The sequence below is a fragment of the Bradyrhizobium nanningense genome (genome assembly GCF_004114535.1).
GTDB lineage: Bacteria > Pseudomonadota > Alphaproteobacteria > Rhizobiales > Xanthobacteraceae > Bradyrhizobium > Bradyrhizobium nanningense.
In genome coordinates this window covers 159,408-176,149 of sequence record NZ_LBJC01000020.1, presented here as the reverse complement: position 1 = coordinate 176,149, position 16,742 = coordinate 159,408, and the positions used below count along the sequence as shown (strand labels likewise).

Sequence of the window (16,742 nt, the reverse complement as noted above, 5' to 3'; positions counted from 1 at the left end):
CTCCAAAACAAAACTCGCGAAACAACCCCATGCACAGTAGACGGGGGTTGTGAAATCAATGGCTTACGCGTGCACGAAAGTGATCCGACCGTAGGCTCCATCCAGACGACGAACCGGTTGATCCGTCGGGCAAAACACCGGCACAATGGCATCATCAACCTCATCGGCACAGTGATCGACCTGGAATGCGTCCATCCGACTCCATGGATCACTTCACCACCATCAGGCTAACCGCCGAGCGTCTACGCGAAGATCACCTCGCCGACCTCGTCGCGCTGCATCTCGACCCCGAGGTCTCCCGTTATCTCGGCGGTGTGCGCTCGGCGGAAAAAACGGAGAACTATCTCGTCGCCAACATGGCCCATTGGGATCAACACGGCTTCGGCCTGTGGGCCCTGCGGACGAAAGAGGGGGCGTTCGCCGGACGGGCGGGCATCCGCCACATCCTGGTCGACGACATCGACGAGATCGAGATTTTCTACGCGTTCAAACGCGAATTCTGGGGCCAGGGATTTGCAAGCGAGATTGCGGCCGCGATGACGGACATCGGGCTGTTACAGCTCGCGCTGCCATCTCTCATCGGCGTCGTGAATGTCAGGAACGGCGCATCCCGCCGCGTGCTGGAGAGATCAGACTATCTCCTCGAGCGGAGCGCGAACAGTCGCGGCGAGGACGTCGTGATCTACCGCATCCGGCGCTAAAGGTCACAGTGAGTGGACCGGTAGCGCCGAGCGGACTTGCTGTGTTCAATTCTGAATCCAAGCCGCGAACCGTCAGCAGCTACCCTCGCCTCGCCGGGAACCCAGCCGCTGCTCAAGAGTTCCTTCAACGGACCTACCTGGTCCAAGCTCCGGCTCGTCGTGCCTGGGGCAATGGCAGCCGTCCCGGCATATGCGTTAGGGGGTTCAATGACTGGTCCATCGAGCGCTGCTTCGGATAGCGCCCCCCGGGATTTACCCAGAATTTCCACGGGCAGCGACGGTTTGGACGACATCCTGGCCGGCGGCTTGGATCCCAACCGGATGTATCTTTATGAGGGACGGCCGGGGACCGGCAAGACCACGATTGCGCTGCAATTCCTGCTCAGGGGCGTGCGGGACGGTGAACGCGTGCTCTATATCTCCCTCTCCGAGACGAGGCGGGAGCTCGAGCTTGTCGCGCATCGACACGGCTGGTCCTTGCAAGGCGTGGACATCTTCGAACTGGTCCCGCCGGAGACGACGCTCGATCCCGATCGGGAGCTCACGGTCTTCCATCCCGCCGAGATGGAGCTGAGCGAAACCACCAATCTGATTTTCAAGGAAGTCGAAAGGCTCAATCCCACCCGCGTGGTGCTCGACAGCCTGTCCGAATTGCGCCTGCTGGCCCAAAATCCGCTGCGCTACAGACGCCAGGTGCTGGCCTTGAAGCACTTCTTCACCAATCGAAACTGCACGGTCGTCCTGCTCGACGATCTCTCATCGTCTCAGGACGATCTGCAGCTGCACTCGATCGCACACGGCGTCGTCATGCTGGAACAGCTCGCGATCGACTACGGGGCCGAGCGGCGGCGGCTTCGCGTGATCAAGATGCGCGGCATCCGGTTTCGGGGCGGCTACCACGATTTTACAATTTCGGCAGGAGGCCTGCGCATCTTCCCCCGCCTCGTCGCGGCCGAGCATCACAAGCCGTTCCCCGGCCAATCCATGTCCAGCGGAAACGTCGAGCTCGATCGGCTGCTGGGCGGCGGGATCGAGCGCGGCACCAACGCACTTCTCCTCGGCTCAGCCGGTGTCGGCAAGTCCTCGCTCGCGCTGGCCTATGCCATCGCGGCGGCCGAACGCGGCGAGCACGCCGTATTCTTCGCGTTCGATGAGGGCCGTGGAACGGTCGAAGCACGCGCTCTTACGCTCGGCCTGCCTCTGCAGAAATATCTCGATTCCGGCAAGATCCGATTTCAACAAATCGATCCCGCCGAATTGTCGCCCGGTGAGTTCGCGGCGACGCTGCGTCGGAGCGTCGAGGTCGACAACGCCCGCGTGGTGGTCATCGACAGCCTCAACGGCTATTTGAACGCGATGCCGGATGAGCGTTTTCTCATCCTGCAGATGCACGAACTTCTGAGCTATCTGGCACAGCAGGGCGTGCTCACCATCCTGATCCTCGCGCAGCATGGGCTCGTCGGCCCAATGGAAACGCCGATCGACCTCAGCTATTTGAGCGATGCGGTGCTGATGCTGCGCTATTTCGAGTTCGGCGGAACGGTGCGGCGCGCCTTGTCCGTCGTGAAGAAGCGAAGCGGCAACCATGAGCATACCATCCGCGAGTTTCGGCTCGGCAGCACCGGAATCAAGCTCGGCCCGCCCCTCCAGGAGTTCAGCGGCATCTTTTCCGGCAATCCGCGTTATACCGGCACGGCACTCCCGGAAGGACCAATCGAATGAACGCGGACCGGGATAGCCGCGTCCTCATATTCGCCCCGATCGGACGCGACGGACCGGCATCAGCCGAGCTCTTCCGCAGCTCCAACCTGGATGCGGCCAATTGCCGGAGCCTGCCCGAGCTCGTCAACGAGATGACAGCCGGCGTGGGCACCGTCTTTCTCGCCGAGGAAGGATTGTTTGGGAAGGACACGACCCCGCTGGCCCAATGGATCGCGGCGCAACCGCCATGGTCGGACCTCCCCTTTGTCGTCCTCACCAGCCATCGCGAGCAGCCGGCTGTCGTTGCGTGGCGACGCAGCATCGTCGAGCTTCTCCGCAATGTTTCGCTGCTCGAACGGCCGGTTCAGCCGATCACGCTGACCAGCGCGGTTCAATCCGCGATGAGGGCGCGGCGGCGCCAGTACGAGATCCGGGCCCTGCTCCAGGCGCGCGAGCAGACGGCGCAGGAGCTCGAGAAGCTGGTGGTCGAGCGGACACGCGAGCTGAAGGAAGCCAACGAGCAACTGCGTCTCGAAATGAACGAGCGTGCCCGCGTCGAGGAGACGCTCCGCCAGGCCCAGAAGATCGAGGCGATCGGCCAGCTCACCGGCGGCGTCGCGCACGACTTCAACAATCTGCTGATGGTGATTTCCGGCGGCCTCGACATGCTCGACCGCCAGACAGATCCGAACCGTCGCCGGCGTCTGATGGACGGGATGATCCAGGCCGCGCAGCGCGGCGCCAGCCTGACCAAGCAGCTGCTGGCATTCTCACGCCGGCAGACGCTTCGGCCGGAACCCGTCGACGTCGCCATGCAGATCGGCGGCATGCGCGAGCTGCTCGATCGAAGCTTGCGAGGCGACGTTCACGTCGAATTCGACTTCCCGGATGCGCTTTGGCCGGTGGAGGTCGATCCCGGCGAGCTCGAGCTGGTCATTCTCAATCTGGCCGTCAATGCGCGCGATGCGATGCCCAACGGCGGCACCATCGTCGTCCGCGGCGAGAATCTGCATGATCTGAATGACGGGGAGATCGCCGGCGACTATGTTCGGCTGTCGGTCGTCGATACAGGCGTCGGCATGTCTTCGAAGATCCTGTCGCGTGTCTTCGAGCCGTTCTTCACGACCAAGGACGTCGGCAAGGGATCGGGACTTGGGCTCGCCCAGGTCCACGGCTTTGCGACGCAGTCGCGGGGCACAGTCCGAATTAGATCGGAGGTCGGCCGAGGCACCAGCATCGAGCTGTACTTGCCGCGATCGTTCGATGTTCCCTCGAGCGAGCGACACCTGATCGACCTCACCAGGGTACGGCCGAAGAGGAGCAATCAGGGCCACGTCCTGCTGGTGGAAGACGATGACGAAGTTGCCGCGCTGGTCAGCGAGATGCTCGGCCAGCTCGGTTACGACGTCACCCGCGCCTCCAGCGCCGCCGCAGCGCTTGGTGCCCTGGCAGACGGCCGCTCCATCGATCTGATCTTTTCCGACATCATGATGCCGGGCGGCATGAACGGGGTCGAGCTTGCGCGAGAGATCAAGAAGAGACGAAGTGACATCCCGATATTGCTGACCAGCGGATATGCCGAAGCGTCCATCCACGAAGCGGAGAACGCGGGTATCGAGATTCTGGCCAAGCCCTATCACATCGACGATCTCGCCGCAGCCTTGAACACGGCGAAGTCGAATCTTCGGCGCAACGCACAATCCAAGCGTTCCAGTTCCTGCTGACCTCGCGAGGCTCGGAAAGGTCCGGCCTTGCGCGACAGAACCGCTACGCCGCGCTCATGGCCCTTGTTCGCGTCCGAAGAAGCTGCATCAAGTTCTTACCGGAAATATCCCAGCACGAGATCGACATCCGCACTCCGGGCCACCGTGCCGGTCAGCTCGGCGTCGATGACGCGGCGACAGGCTTCGATCGCGGCATGATCGCCGAGATCATTGGCGGCTTCCAGCACGAGCCAGGCCGCGTCCACCGACGCCTTGTCCGGTGCTCCGCCGCCGAGATCGGTGGTGACGGCGCTGGTGAGGTTCTTCTTGCGAACGGCGGTGCCGAATTGAGGCAACATTGCAGATACTCCCCTGTCCTTAGTGTACCTGGAGCTCGGGCTGACGGCCCGCATCGGCACCCGTGCCGGTCTTGCGCGACTGGTAGAACTTCAAGATGCTGCGCGAGGTCTCGATCTTGAGCCGACCGTATTCGCGCTCGTTGTCCTGCAGCTCGCGCGCCGTGATCAGATGATCCTTGGCGCCGAGGAACAGCAGCGACATCGTCGTATCCCAGGAGAAGTCGAGGGCCTTGCACAACACCAGGATCATCTCGCGGTTGCGGTCCATCAGCGCGCGCTCGATCACGTCGACGGGCAGCGACGACAGCAGCGACAGGCCGATCTGCACCTCGTCGAAGCGGTGCTGGCGCGCATAGTTCGAGATGGAGTCCTGATTGAGGTTGCCTTGGCGGTATTGCGTCGTGACCACGCGCTTGGCGACGAAATAGCTGCGCGAGGACGGCCCGAATTTGGACTGAAGGTCGCCGGTGACCTCGGTCACCGAGCTCTGGATCTGCGCCATCATCTCGGGCCGCTCGGTCTCGAGACGGCGGCGGACGTCTTCCGAGGCCTTCGAGATCAGCTGCTGGAAGACGTGGCGCGGCACGTCCTTGCGCAGGCCGATCTGCTCGGCGAGGATCGAATCGCCTTCGGCGCGGCGGACCATATGCAGCAGGCCCGAGCCGGAGAAGCGCGCGCCCTCGTTCTTCGCAACCGATGTCACGACCTCCTGGTTGCCGCGCTTGACCAGCACGTCGGTCACGGCCTCGCCGATCGACTTGCGCTGGGCGATCGCGAGCAGATGCGACTGGCCTTTGGTCATGGCGCTCTCGACCAGCATCTTCTCGTCGATGCGATTGGAGTCGCGCAGCACCGGACCGGCGACCTCGATCTCGTCGTCGAGCGCAAGCTTTTCGATGACGTTGAGCGGCGCATGATCGCACGCCGACATCACATCCGAGAGCTGCGCCCGCGCGGCGACCTCGATCTCCTCGGCGAGCCGGCCGATCACCTCGCCGAACGTGCTGATCTCGTCGTCGCTGTAGCGGCCGGTGATCAGAATGTCAGTCGCATGCCACAACGCCTTCACCCGGCTTTCGTCGGTGCCGCGCGCGATCGCGTCGTCCAGATCCTGCAGAAGCGATTTCGCCCCGTTCATCTCGATCACCCCAGTTCTTGGCCGTTCTTTTGCGAACCGTTGCGTCTCAATTGACGCGACGCCGAATTCCTCTGAAACCGACGTTAGAGATGAAACGCGAGAATTCAGTAAAATTGGCAAATCAGTTTTGCCGGGCAAAATTCATTCAAATGCGAGGGAATGGGTTAACCGTTGGAGAAGGAAGACGGTGCGCTCCCTCTCCCGCTTGCGGCTGGGGAGAGGGTGTCTCCGCAGCGGGCCCCCCTAGAGGAGAAAGCCCTCACCCGGCGCTTCGCGCCGACCTTTCCCGCAAGCGGGAGAGGTTAGGCGAGTCCGCGGCTCGGTCGGTGCAAACCAATCCGCCTACGGATTCTGCGGCGTCAGCACCAGCGGCGGCTTCGGCCTGGGCTTGGCAGGCGCAGGGCCCGGGGCGGGCTTGACGTCGATGGCCGGCGGCAGCGGCGCGAGCTGTTGGCTCGCGAGTGGCGGGCTCGGCGCGGCGGGCGCGGCCTGCGGCGCCTTCGGCGTCGGCGCGGCCTTAGGCTTTGACGGCGCGCGGCGCGGATCCTGACCTGGCAGCGGCACATTGGCGGGCGCCTGCTCGGGCGCCGCATCCGGAGACACCAGCGTCGGCAGCGCCGCGGTCGCCGGCGGCGGCTCGCCGCGCTCGATGGCGTCTAACCGGCGCGTCTCGCGATCGATCGTGCGCACCGCGAGCCAGGAGGACAGCGGCGCAAGATCGATCGTGCGATTGAGCCTGTCGGGCGGACCTGCCGCGAACAACTGGATCTCCGGCGGGGCGCCGGAGAGGCCGGTCATGATCGGCGTCAGGCTGGCGCGGATGTCGGCCTGGTCCGCGGGAATGTCGTAGCCGCCGGACACGATGGCGCGGGCGTTCTTCGCTTCCAGCGGGGTCGCGCCGACGCGCAGGCGTCCGTCGCGGATCGTGAACGGAATCTGCGCCGATGCCACCGCAATCGGCGCGGCGGCAAGCGCAGGCTCGACCAGCTGCCGCAAGCGGTTGTCGTCACTGACCTGGCCGCCGTCGCTGGCTCGGATCGCGATCTCGAAGGCGCGCGGATTGAGGCCGCTGATTTCGGCTGACGCCAGCGTCACCGTGCCGTTGCCGGCGAGCGCGCCGGTGAGCGCGGCGACGCTGCGGCCTTGGCTGCTCAGCGCCATCTGCACCGAGACGCGTCCCTTCGGCAGCGCGAGATCGCGATAGCGCAGCGCCGCCGCATCGACATTGCCGAGCTCGATGCGCGCATTCAGAGCGAGGCCATTGGCACCGTTGCGCGCGTCAAAGCTTGCCGACATCTCGCCGCCGCCGACCGCGCCTTTCAGCGCATCAAGCGCGAGCGACTGGCCGTCGCTGCGGATCGTGCCGCCGAACGGGCGCAGCTCGATGCCGCCGGGCAACGTCCCACGCAACGCCTGGAAGGCGATCCGGCCGCGCCAGCCGGTGGTGATGAACCCCGCGCTGAGGGGCTCGCTCGTATCATGCCCGGCTGCGCCGATCGCCATCGCGAGCGCCGGCGCCAGATCGAGCGTATCGAGACCGACTTCGCCGTCGAGGCTCTTCTCGGGATCCAGCATCACCGCCAGATGGCCGCGCAGATGCGAGCCGGCAGCATTGCCGTCGAGATCGTCGAAGGTCAGGCGATGACCTGTCAACCCGACGCGCGAGGACAGGCTGACGTTCTGCGCCGATTTGTCGGCCCGGCTGGTCCCGAGCAGCGGCGCCAGATTGACGTTGCGCACGCGCAAATTCACGCTGCCTTTCGGCTCCGACAATTCGACGCTGCCCTGCGCGTCGGCATCGAGCCCGCCGCCGCTGAGCTTCGCGCTCAATTGCAGCGGCCGCCGCCAGGCACCGGTCAGCTTGCCCTCGAACTGCGAAGCGCCCTCGCCTGCGGCCACCACGCGATCGAGCCCAAGCAGCGCCAGCAGCGCGCCCGCCTGCGGCGTCGACACCTTCGACTCCAGCGAGAAGTCGCTACTCTGCAGGCGATCGAGGTCGATGCCGCCAATGGCGGCCGCCGGCGTCTGCGCGGCCAGCGTCGCGGTCGCCTTGAGCTGTGGCGCGTCGAGCTCGAGCACGGCGCGGGCGTCGCTGCGATCGGCGTGCTCGGCGTTCTTGTCGAGGCTGAGATCGAGCTTGAGGCGGGTCGCGCCTGATGATGCCGGGATGGCATCGAACCGCGCGCGGACCGAAGGCGCGAACGGCTCGAGCAGCGCGGTGAGTTCGCGCAGCGAATTGGCCGAGGATTTCAGCGCGAGCTTGCCGGTGGCCTTGGTGCGGTCGAAGCTGCCGCTCGCCTCGGTGGTGACGCCGCTGGCCTGGCCGAAACGCAGTTGCTCCAGCGACAGCGATGCGGGGCCGTAAGCGAGCTTTGTCGCGAACGGCCTCAGCTCCTGGCCGGCGGAGATGGCGCGGCCGATGTCGAGCGAGAGCTTTGCTTCTTCCGGCCACTCGCCTTGCGGTCCCGCGAGCGCGCGCACGAAGCTTGCGGCGGCGTCGAGATCGAGCCGGTCGGCCTTGAGATCGGCGTCGATCCGCGAGCCGTTGCTCGCGCCTGTCTGCACGAAGGCGATGCGGCCTTCCACGGTACCGCCTTCGATGTCGGCCCTCAGCCTGTCCACGGCGAGATGGTTGGCGGCGATCGTGACGTCGCCGGCAAGGCGCAGCGGCCGCGTGCTGCGGCGGTTGATTTCGCTGCGGCCCTGGAGCCAGGCCACCAGTGTATCGGGGTCGGAGGATTCGACGTTGAGACGGCCGCTGAAACTGTCGGCGCCCGGTGTTGCGCCGTTGAGCGAGAGCTGCGTCATGCCGGGCGCGCGCAGCTCGAGCCGCTGGAAGGTCCAGGACCGTCCGTCGGTCTGAAGCTCGGCCGTGATGTTCTGCAGCGGACGACCGCCGAGCATGATCTGGTCGGAGTTGAACTCGATCTGGGCCGGGATCGGCGCCTGCGGAATGGCAGCTAACCCCGCGCGCAACGCCGGCAGGATGCGGAGGGGCTCGGCATCATCCTTGGCGGCGAGCCTGTCGGCATCGACCTGGCGCGCCGACAGCACCGCGCGCAGCAGCGGCGAGGCGCCGAACTTGAGATCGCCGACGCCGCCGAGCTTCAGCGCGCTGTCTTCGGGGCCGAAGCTCGCGTCGATCTGCTCGAACCTCGCGCCGGCCGGATCCGCCCTAAGCTTGGTCGTGAGCTTCCAGGGCGTCGGCCCCGCCTCGCCGGCCTTCTTGACCGGCGGCACGGCCAGTGTCAGCGCGCCCTCGAATTTCGGCAGGCGATTGTCGAAGGCGAGCACGCCTTCGAGATCGGCGAGAACGGCACGCGCGCCGGGATCGATGTTGAGGTGGAGACGGGTGGCGTTGCCGTCGGCGCTCGGGCCGGACGAGACGCGGAACGGATAGCGCACCCCATTGGCGGTGAAGCCACCGTCGCCCCGCACCGAGCCGGCGAGCGAGCGGACATCGCCGGAGAAGGCGATGTCGTTCAGCTCCAGCGTCGAGCGGCTGGCGGCATCGTGCAGGGCGATGCGGCCGGTGAGATTGAGCCGCTCGATGGCGAGCGAGGCCAGATTGAAGGTGCCGCTCGCGGTGGAGGGCAGATCGACCCGGCCACGCGCATCGAGACCGAGATCGACCGCCATGCCGCCCACCGAAAGCTCGGTCGCGCGCCATTCGCCGCGCATCAGGGAGCCCAGGCTGAACTCGACGTCGAGCTTGTCGGCGCGCAGGCGGCCGAGATCGTTGTTGCCGCCGAAGGTGACCCGGCGCAGCCGCAGCGTCGGCGTCGGCAAGAGCCGCGCGTCCAGCTCGCCCGCGACCCGCACCGGCACGCCGATGATCTTGCCAGCCTCCGCCTCGAACTGGGGCCTGAACTGGTTCCAGTCGACGTAGTAAGGCCCGATCAGCGCGGCCAGCAGCGCAATGATGAAGGCAATCGCCAATCCGAGCAGCGTCGTCTGCACGGGTCTCCCCTCGGCCAAATCGGCACCCGGACCAAACCCTGGCCTTCGCGGACTTCAGGCGTGCCGGAACAGCCCCTTATATAGGGGGAAGTGTGGCGAAGTCACAGCGACTGTTGCGCGCGGAGGTTAACGCTGGGCCGCCTCACCAGCTCGCCGGCAGCCGCTTGAGGCCGCGCAGCACGAAGGTCGGCCGCCATTCCGGGTTTTCGACGTCGTCGATGCGCAGATCGGGCAGCCGCCGCAGCAGCGTGGCGATGGCGATCTCGGCCTCGATGCGCGCCAATTGGGCCCCCAGGCAGAAATGGATGCCGCCGCCGAACGACAGCGGCTTCACGTTCTGGCGGGTGACGTCGAGCCGGTCCGGCCGATCAGGATAGACCGACGGATCGCGGTTGGCCGAGCCGAGCAGGCACAGCACGGTCTCGCCCTTGGGGATCCTCTTGCCGCCGAGATCCTCGATCTCCTCCAGCGCGACGCGGCCGGTCATCTGCACCGAGGAATCGTAGCGCAGGAACTCCTCGATCGCGCCCTCCATCAGCTCGGGGCGCGCCTTGAGCAGCGCAAGCTGGTCCGGATTGCGGTGAAGCGCGAGCAGGCCATTGCCGATCAGGTTGACCGTGGTCTCGTGGCCGGCGCCGAACAGGAGGATGATGTTGGCGGTCAGCTCCTCGTTGGTGAGCTTGTTGCCGTCCTCCTCGGCCTGCACCAGCTGGGTGGTGAGATCGTCGGCGGGATTTTTGCGGCGCAGCTCGAACAGCTGCTGGAAATACATCTGCGCCATCAGGTTGCCCTCGTTGCCCTTCTTGATCTCCTCCGGCGTGAGGGGCACGGGGTCGAGCAACCGCCCGCCGTCGCGCGAGCTCTTGTAGAAGACCTCGCGATGGTCCTCGGGGATGCCGAGCATGTCGCAGATGATGGTGACGGGCAGGCGGAAGGCGAAATCCTCGATCAGGTCCATGTGGCCGCGGTCGATCACGGCATCGATCGCCTGATCGACGATCTCTTGGATGCGCGGCCGCATGTCCTCGACCCGACGCGCCGTGAAGGCCTTCACGACAAGGCCGCGCAGGCGGGTGTGGTCGGGCGGATCGGCCTGCAGCATCCAATGGCTCATGCTGCGGAACACCGGCTCGTCCATGATCTTTTCGCTATAGCGCCGTTTGGAGCGCTCGACGAAATCCTTGCCGAAGCGCTTGTCGCGCATCACCAGGCTGACGTCGGCATGGCGGCTGGCAACGAACTGGCCGAACGGCGTCACATGGATCGGATCGATCGTGCGCAGCCGGTCGTAATGCGGATAGGGATCGCGGATGAAGTCCGGCGAGAGCGGGTTGAACAACGGCGCGCCGCCGGCGCCTTGCACGTCCTCGTTCATGGTGACCTCAATCGGTTGCCGCATGAAACGAATACGCCGAGCGCAGCCCCACTGCCCGGCGTAACCATCCCTTGAATTTATAAACTCGATACATTGTTGTATCGAGTTGCATTCTGCCCTACCCTGGTCCGATGTCAAGGGTGAGAACCAGGCCGACCAGGGACGATACGCGCGGCAGGCTGTTCGAGGCGGCCGCGCGCGTGTTCGAGGAGGACGGCATCGGCGGCGCCAGCATCGAAGCGATCGCGGCCGCTGCAGGCTTCACCCGCGGAGCGTTCTATTCCAACTTCACAAGCAAGGACGAGCTGATCATCGCCATGATCGAGGATCATGTCGAGCAGTCGATCCGGCGCAACATGGACATCCTCGCCCAGCACGACAATCTCGACGATTTCATCGCAGCGCTGAAGGCGCTGGACCGCACGCGGCAAGATCCGCTCGGCCGCTCGCCGCTCCTGCACATGGAGATGATCCTGTTCGTCGCGCGCGCCGAGAAGCGCCGGCCCGAGCTCGCCAAACGTCTGCGCGCGCGCCGCAAGCTGGTCGCCGACATCGTTGAGGCGACGTTGAAGAGCAACGGACGTAACAGCAATCTGAACCCGCCCTGGATGGCCTCCGTCGTGCTGGCGCTCGAAGACGGCTTTCGCCTGCACCGGCTGATCGATCCCGAGACCACGCCGGCCGACAGCTTCTTGCGCGCGATCACCGATCTCAGGCGGAGGACGGGATTGGCGGCAGGGTAACGACGCCCGGACGGACGGCCGACAAGCGGCTCCGGAGACGAAGGGGCGGAGCGGCTTCCCGGTCGGTCCGACTTTCGAAGGCGGGTTCTCACCAGCTATGCCGGCAAGGGAATCGTGCCTACTTCTTCTTTGCAGGTCCGAAATCCGGCTGCCAGGCGGCTTCCTTGCGGCTCGGAGCCGCGGCGATGACCTTGGACTTCTCCTTCTTCGGCTTCTTGGCTTCGCGGTTGCCGCGTTGTTGGCCCTTCGCCATGTCGCTCTCCTTTGCCGGTTCGAGTTGGTCGAATTCATTTGGTTGCAGGATCCGGCCGCGCCGGGTGCAGACCCTGACGTCCATGTAGCCTTCGCGCAACAGTCTTCGCGCGAGGCGTAGCGCGACCGCCGCGGTGCCGCGGCCCAGATTGGAACTGCCGTATTCGTTGGTCCGACTGACCAGGTACGGCACGCGTATCGCCCTACCCATTGAGGATGGCGGCTCCGCACACGAGAAGCAGAAGAAACAGTGGAACGATCATCGGCGGCACGATCGATTCCGAGATGCGAACACGCGACATCGAACGCTCCTGCGAAGCCTTCGGCGGGAGCACACGTGCCCCTCAGTCACCGGTCGAAGCCGTTGAGACGTGCGGTGATGGCCGCAACCTTACGCCCGCACTGAGGCGATAGCGAGCGCTTAAATGCCTCGCGTGCGTCTATCCGTGACACCGTCGCCTGCGGCGCGGTGACGATAGTGCTGGCTATTGCCGCGCCAGGAGCGAGTGCCCGCCGCGTCCTGGTCGGAGGCCGCGGTGAAAGCGCGCCATTTGCTCAACCTCTACGCCGCGAGCCTGCCCGCCGAGGACACACGCCACCGCGCGCTGGTGGCGGCGCTGTTCGACGATTTCGCCCGGCTGTCGGGGGAGAGCTGAGGCGAACGACCGCCGCCTGCATTCTCGACACGTGTCATGCGCGACGGGAAAGCAGGCGGCCGGTCGCCGCGCTGATTTGAGGGGTGCGATCGTGCCTGCCGATCACGCAACGGAGCAAGCCATGACATTGACCAGCGGCCGCTTTATCAGCCACGAATACGACCGGATGATCGTTCGGTTCTCGATGCATCACGGCACCAGGGAGATTCCTTGCGCCGTCTCGACCTCCGCGATGGACTATCTCGAGCGTGGCCCGCAGGTCAGGCCCGAACAACGGGAGGCTCAGTTCACCCGCCTGCGGGATCGCATCGAAGCACGCGCGGCGAGCAAATATCGCGCGACGGAGTTCGAAGGCACGCCACCCGGCATCGTGCTACGTGGCATCGAATTCAGGCCATAGGAACGGCAGCACCGCGACGGCGGATGTGTAGCGGAAGGATCCAATATCGTCGCGGTTCCATTGATCGGACCCAACCCCGGGGTCGTCTCTACTCGGCCTTTGCCTTGATCTCCGGCAACGGCGGCTTGCGTCAGGAGAACTCGAAGACGGGATCGTCGTGCTTTCGATGCTCTAGCCGGGTATCGGCGCGTCCTGGCGATCTCAATTGATCGGCTGAACTCTTTCGCGGACGAATATCGCTCTCAATACCGGTCCGCTCGCATCCCGAACATTGATGGCCAAGCCGTCGCTGCTGGCGAACGGCTCGAGCTGCTTGGCGACGTCGGCAAGAGACAGCGCGGCCTCGACCTCTGCGGCCCGTTGGCTGGTCAAATCCAGGCCTTCTTCGTCGACGACGAGCGCTTCACCATCCCAGATGTCGAAGTAGAAGTGCGACACCTAAGGCGTCCTCTCGGACCGGCTTCGTCGCTCGGCCTCCCTCGCCAACCGTTCGGCCTTCAGTCGCTCCCGATTTGCCTGGAAAGCCTGTTCCGCTTTCTCGTAATCGGTCGCCGGCTTCGCCGCGGCCGGTTTGAAGTGGCTGTTCGCCTCATTCGCTGCATGCGATTGGGAATGCCGTCTCATCTTACGTCCTCCCTGTCTCTGGCGGCTCGAGGTCCTCCGGTGTCGGAGCTTCCTGGTGCTCGCCCTTTTTACTGGATCGGCTTGCTGCGTTGGCTCGATCAATCCGCACGCGATCGAACTCCTTGGGTCCATCGAGCAGATCCCGCTTGCGGATTGCCCGATCGTCCTCCGTCGTCGTTGCGTCGCCAATTCGATCGATTGTATCGCCGGCCATCTCGCGGGCACGTAGCTTCTGTCGATCCTGGTCGGCGTGCGCAAGTCCCAGCTCCACCAAACGAGTTATTGCCTGGGACAGGCTGGGCCTTTCCTCCTGAAGTGCCATCCACGCCGTGATGGCTCTGAGCAGCGATTGCGAAGGTCGAAAACCTGCCGATCGAACCGAGGGGGTGGCGTTTTCCGGTCTTTTCATCGGGCCCATGCATTCTCCAAACTGGATACGGCGTGGCGCCCCCTCCGGCAGATATCATAGATCAAACCGCCGGCTTCCCGATACGTTCCTATTGGGCCGGAATATCGCCGAACGGCAATTACGCCGACCGCTTCACCGCGGCCACGCCGACCGGTCCCACCCCGAGCCGCCCCAGCATCGCCCTCGCCTGCTCGGCGCAGTGCTCGATCAGCCAGCGTTCGAAGGCGAAGGGGGCAAGCGCGGGGGCGTAGAGGAAGCCCTGCACGACGTCGCAGCCGAGCTCGGCCAGCGTTTTGCGCTGGCCCTCGGTCTCGACGCCTTCGGCGACGACGGTCATGCCGAGGCCCTGGCCGACGCGCACCACGGCGGTGGCGATCGCGAGCGCGCCCGCGTCACTCTCGATGTCGCGCATGAAACTACGGTCGATCTTGAGTTCGCGGATCGGAAGATGCGCGAGCCGGCTGAGGCTGGAATAGCCGGTGCCGAAATCGTCCACCGAAAGCCCGACGCCGAGCTCGCGGATCGCGTTCATCGTCTCCAGCGCGGCGACGCTGTCCTGCATGAAAGCGCCTTCAGTGATCTCGAGCATCAAGGCGTCCGCCGGCAGATCGTGTTCGGCGAGAATGTCCTTGAGCCGTGCGGCCAGCGTGACGTTGCGGAAATTGATCGGCGACAGGTTCACCGACACGCAGGGGATGTTGAGTCCGGCGCGGCGCCAGCTCGCCATCTGCCGACACGCCTCGCGCACCGACCACAGGCCGATCTGCTCGATCAGGCCGCACTCCTCGGCGAGCGGGATGAATTTTGCCGGCGAGACGTCGCCGAGCACGGCATCATGCCAGCGCGCCAGCGCCTCGGCGCCGTGGATCGCGCCGTTGCAGCTGCGGATCTGCGGCTGGTAGCTGAGGCTCAGTGCTCCTTCCGCGATGGCGCGGCGTAATGCGGCGATCAGCGCCAAACGCTGCTCGGTGAGCCCGTTCATCTCGGCGCTGAAGATGCGATGGGTCGAGCGGCCGGCCTGCTTGGCCATGTACATGGCGGCGTCGGCCTGCTGCATCAGCGTATCGATGTCGGTGGCATGATCGGGATAGAGGCTGATGCCGATGCTGGCCGACATCGGCATCAGCCTCGATCCGAGCCTCAAGGGGGCACCCAGCGCCTCCGTGATGTCGGCCGCGACGCGCGCGGCGCTCTCGGCGTTGCGCTGCGGCAGCAAGATGACGAATTCGTCGCCGCCGAGCCGCCCCAGCATGTCCTCTGGGCCGATCTGCTCGCGCAGGCGCTGGGCAAGCTGGATCAGGAGCTCGTCGCCGGCGGCGTGACCGAGCGTGTCGTTGACGTCCTTGAAATGATCGACGTCGAGGAAGGCCAGCGCGATATGGCTGCCTGTCGGGCAGGCATCGATGGCGGTGGTGATCAGGTGCCGCAGCTGCGCGCGGTTCGGCAGGCCGGTGAGGATATCGTGATAGGCGAGCCGCGCGATCTCGGCGCGCGCTTCCTTGCGCTCGATCGCGAAGGCGCCAAGGCTGACGCAAGCCTCGACGATGCGCCGATGCCAATTGCTCGGCGCGCGGGGCTCCCGATAGTAGAAGGCGAAGGTCGCGATGACCCGGCCGTCCTTGGCCTTGACCGGGGTCGACCAGCAGGCGCGCAGGCCGATCGCCAGCGGCATCGCCTTGTAGGGCTGCCAGCGGGGATCGGTCTCGAGGTCGGTCGCCAGCACCGGCTCGCCGTAGAAGGCGGCCGTGCCGCAGGAGCCGACATTGGGGCCGATCGCGATGCCGTCCAATGCGCGGGAATAATCCTCGGGCAGGCTGGGACCACCGAGCGGGTGGATCAAGCCGGCGGCATCGACGTGGAGCAGCGAACAGACGACGTCGGGCGCGATCTCCTCGACGCGGCGGCACAGCCTGTCGGCGATGTCGGTGATCGGAACTTCGTCCGCGAGCGCGCCCATGATGAGCTGCTGCAGCGACCGCAACTGCTTGGTCTCGGTGATGTCCTCGAGCAGCGCGAAGATGTGCTTGACCCGTCCCTTCTTGTCGCGGAAAGCGTCGATCCTGGCGCAGACCCAGATCTCCTCGCCCTCCTTGTCGTAGGCAAGCACTTCGGCTTCGCCGCGGCGGCCGCCATGCATCAGACGCTTGACCAGCTTCGCGACCGCCTTGCGGTCGGTGTGGCAGCCGGCGATGAGCTCACCTGCGTGGCGGCCCTCGGCCTCACCGCTGGTGTAGCCGAACAGCGTCGTGAAGGCCGAGTTGACGTAGACGATGTTCTGCTCGGTGTCGGTGATGATCACCGCCCGGTTGGTCTGATCGGAGACGGCGTGGAGAAGCCCGATTCTGACGCGGCGCTCGGCATCCGCGGTGACGTCGCGCGCGAACACGACGCGATGGGGCGCGCCGTCATGCGCAATGGACGACAGCGATATGGCCGCACGGATCCGGCTGCCGTCGTGCCGCACGAGGCTGATCTCGTCGCGGAACTCCGAGACCGGATCGGCCTGAAGGCAGTTGAGGGTGAGAATTTCAGCATCGCGGCCGACCACGTCGGTGCGCGCGAGTTTCCAGATCCGCTCCGCACTGGCGTTGAAATGCGTGACGCGATGCGCGCTGTCGACGATGACGATTCCATCGTCGGCGCGTTCCAGTGCAGCCAACAGCACGTCCGGAGTTTCTGTCACAAGACTATCGGAAGCAGACATCGGTGGACCCGGGGCAT

The 16,742-nt window shown here is 65.4% G+C and carries 13 protein-coding genes; 5 read left to right on the top strand and 8 right to left on the bottom strand.

The window, feature by feature from the left end; genetic code table 11:
* The first annotated feature begins 203 nt into the window (after positions 1 to 203).
* From XH84_RS13770 to XH84_RS13760, 3 genes are all read left to right on the top strand, one after another.
* On the top strand, positions 204 to 701 hold the full coding sequence (locus XH84_RS13770; protein WP_128918813.1) for a GNAT family N-acetyltransferase: 498 nt from the start codon (positions 204 to 206) through the stop codon (positions 699 to 701).
* A gap of 207 nt (positions 702 to 908) precedes the next feature.
* Positions 909 to 2,423 (top strand): ATPase domain-containing protein, encoded by a 1,515-nt coding sequence (locus tag XH84_RS13765; protein WP_128918801.1) that lies wholly within the window; start codon positions 909 to 911, stop codon positions 2,421 to 2,423.
* Positions 2,420 to 4,126: a response regulator gene (locus tag XH84_RS13760; RefSeq protein ID WP_128918802.1), complete on the top strand. Its 1,707-nt coding sequence runs from the start codon at positions 2,420 to 2,422 to the stop codon at positions 4,124 to 4,126. The genes XH84_RS13765 and XH84_RS13760 overlap by 4 nt, the downstream gene beginning before the upstream one ends.
* A 95-nt stretch (positions 4,127 to 4,221) precedes the next feature.
* Here the strand turns inward: XH84_RS13760 and XH84_RS13755 are convergent, their stop codons facing one another.
* From XH84_RS13755 to XH84_RS13735, 4 genes are all read right to left on the bottom strand, one after another.
* Entirely contained in the window at positions 4,222 to 4,464 is a 243-nt protein-coding gene (locus XH84_RS13755; RefSeq protein WP_128918803.1) for a hypothetical protein, read from the bottom strand.
* Between the two features lie 19 nt (positions 4,465 to 4,483).
* Positions 4,484 to 5,602: a DUF2336 domain-containing protein gene (locus tag XH84_RS13750; RefSeq protein WP_164936169.1), complete on the bottom strand. Its 1,119-nt coding sequence runs from the start codon at positions 5,600 to 5,602 to the stop codon at positions 4,484 to 4,486.
* Positions 5,603 to 5,944: 342 nt separating this feature from the next.
* Positions 5,945 to 9,562 (bottom strand): AsmA family protein, encoded by a 3,618-nt coding sequence (locus XH84_RS13740; RefSeq protein ID WP_128948310.1) that lies wholly within the window; start codon positions 9,560 to 9,562, stop codon positions 5,945 to 5,947.
* Between the two features lie 142 nt (positions 9,563 to 9,704).
* A complete protein-coding gene (locus XH84_RS13735) occupies positions 9,705 to 10,937 on the bottom strand; it encodes a cytochrome P450 (protein ID WP_128918530.1) in 1,233 nt (410 codons plus the stop codon).
* A gap of 131 nt (positions 10,938 to 11,068) precedes the next feature.
* Here XH84_RS13735 and XH84_RS13730 point away from each other — a divergent pair, with 131 nt between their 5' ends.
* Positions 11,069 to 11,680 carry a TetR/AcrR family transcriptional regulator gene (locus XH84_RS13730; RefSeq protein WP_128918453.1) on the top strand — a complete coding sequence of 204 codons (612 nt, stop codon included), beginning with the start codon at positions 11,069 to 11,071 and terminating at the stop codon, positions 11,678 to 11,680.
* A gap of 118 nt (positions 11,681 to 11,798) precedes the next feature.
* Here the strand turns inward: XH84_RS13730 and XH84_RS40750 are convergent, their stop codons facing one another.
* Positions 11,799 to 12,125: a hypothetical protein gene (locus XH84_RS40750; protein WP_245471716.1), complete on the bottom strand. Its 327-nt coding sequence runs from the start codon at positions 12,123 to 12,125 to the stop codon at positions 11,799 to 11,801.
* A 584-nt stretch (positions 12,126 to 12,709) separates the two neighbouring features.
* Between XH84_RS40750 and XH84_RS13720 the strand changes: the two genes are divergently transcribed.
* Complete coding sequence (locus tag XH84_RS13720) at positions 12,710 to 12,988, top strand: DUF1488 family protein (RefSeq protein WP_128918454.1); 279 nt, start codon at positions 12,710 to 12,712, stop codon at positions 12,986 to 12,988.
* Between the two features lie 201 nt (positions 12,989 to 13,189).
* Here the strand turns inward: XH84_RS13720 and XH84_RS13715 are convergent, their stop codons facing one another.
* The 3 genes from XH84_RS13715 to XH84_RS13700 all read right to left on the bottom strand — a co-directional run bounded on the left by XH84_RS13715 (position 13,190) and on the right by XH84_RS13700 (position 16,725).
* A complete protein-coding gene (locus XH84_RS13715; RefSeq protein WP_128918455.1) occupies positions 13,190 to 13,426 on the bottom strand; it encodes a DUF6894 family protein in 237 nt (78 codons plus the stop codon).
* 187 nt (positions 13,427 to 13,613) lie between these two features.
* Entirely contained in the window at positions 13,614 to 14,030 is a 417-nt protein-coding gene (locus tag XH84_RS13705; RefSeq protein WP_128918457.1) for a hypothetical protein, read from the bottom strand.
* A gap of 109 nt (positions 14,031 to 14,139) precedes the next feature.
* A complete protein-coding gene (locus XH84_RS13700) occupies positions 14,140 to 16,725 on the bottom strand; it encodes an EAL domain-containing protein (protein ID WP_128918458.1) in 2,586 nt (861 codons plus the stop codon).
* Positions 16,726 to 16,742: the final 17 nt, after the last annotated feature.

What these genes read in the sequence shown, in the direction of transcription:
- XH84_RS13730 (WP_128918453.1), top strand. Translation starts at nt 11,069, where the DNA reads ATGTCAAGGGTGAGAACCAGGCCGACCAGGGACGATACGCGCGGCAGG.
- XH84_RS13750 (WP_164936169.1), bottom strand. Translation starts at nt 5,602, where the DNA reads ATGAACGGGGCGAAATCGCTTCTGCAGGATCTGGACGACGCGATCGCG.
- XH84_RS13700 (WP_128918458.1), bottom strand. Translation starts at nt 16,725, where the DNA reads ATGTCTGCTTCCGATAGTCTTGTGACAGAAACTCCGGACGTGCTGTTG.
- XH84_RS13770 (WP_128918813.1), top strand. Translation starts at nt 204, where the DNA reads ATGGATCACTTCACCACCATCAGGCTAACCGCCGAGCGTCTACGCGAA.
- XH84_RS13705 (WP_128918457.1), bottom strand. Translation starts at nt 14,030, where the DNA reads ATGGGCCCGATGAAAAGACCGGAAAACGCCACCCCCTCGGTTCGATCG.
- XH84_RS13755 (WP_128918803.1), bottom strand. Translation starts at nt 4,464, where the DNA reads ATGTTGCCTCAATTCGGCACCGCCGTTCGCAAGAAGAACCTCACCAGC.
- XH84_RS13765 (WP_128918801.1), top strand. Translation starts at nt 909, where the DNA reads ATGACTGGTCCATCGAGCGCTGCTTCGGATAGCGCCCCCCGGGATTTA.
- XH84_RS13760 (WP_128918802.1), top strand. Translation starts at nt 2,420, where the DNA reads ATGAACGCGGACCGGGATAGCCGCGTCCTCATATTCGCCCCGATCGGA.
- XH84_RS13720 (WP_128918454.1), top strand. Translation starts at nt 12,710, where the DNA reads ATGACATTGACCAGCGGCCGCTTTATCAGCCACGAATACGACCGGATG.
- XH84_RS13735 (WP_128918530.1), bottom strand. Translation starts at nt 10,937, where the DNA reads ATGAACGAGGACGTGCAAGGCGCCGGCGGCGCGCCGTTGTTCAACCCG.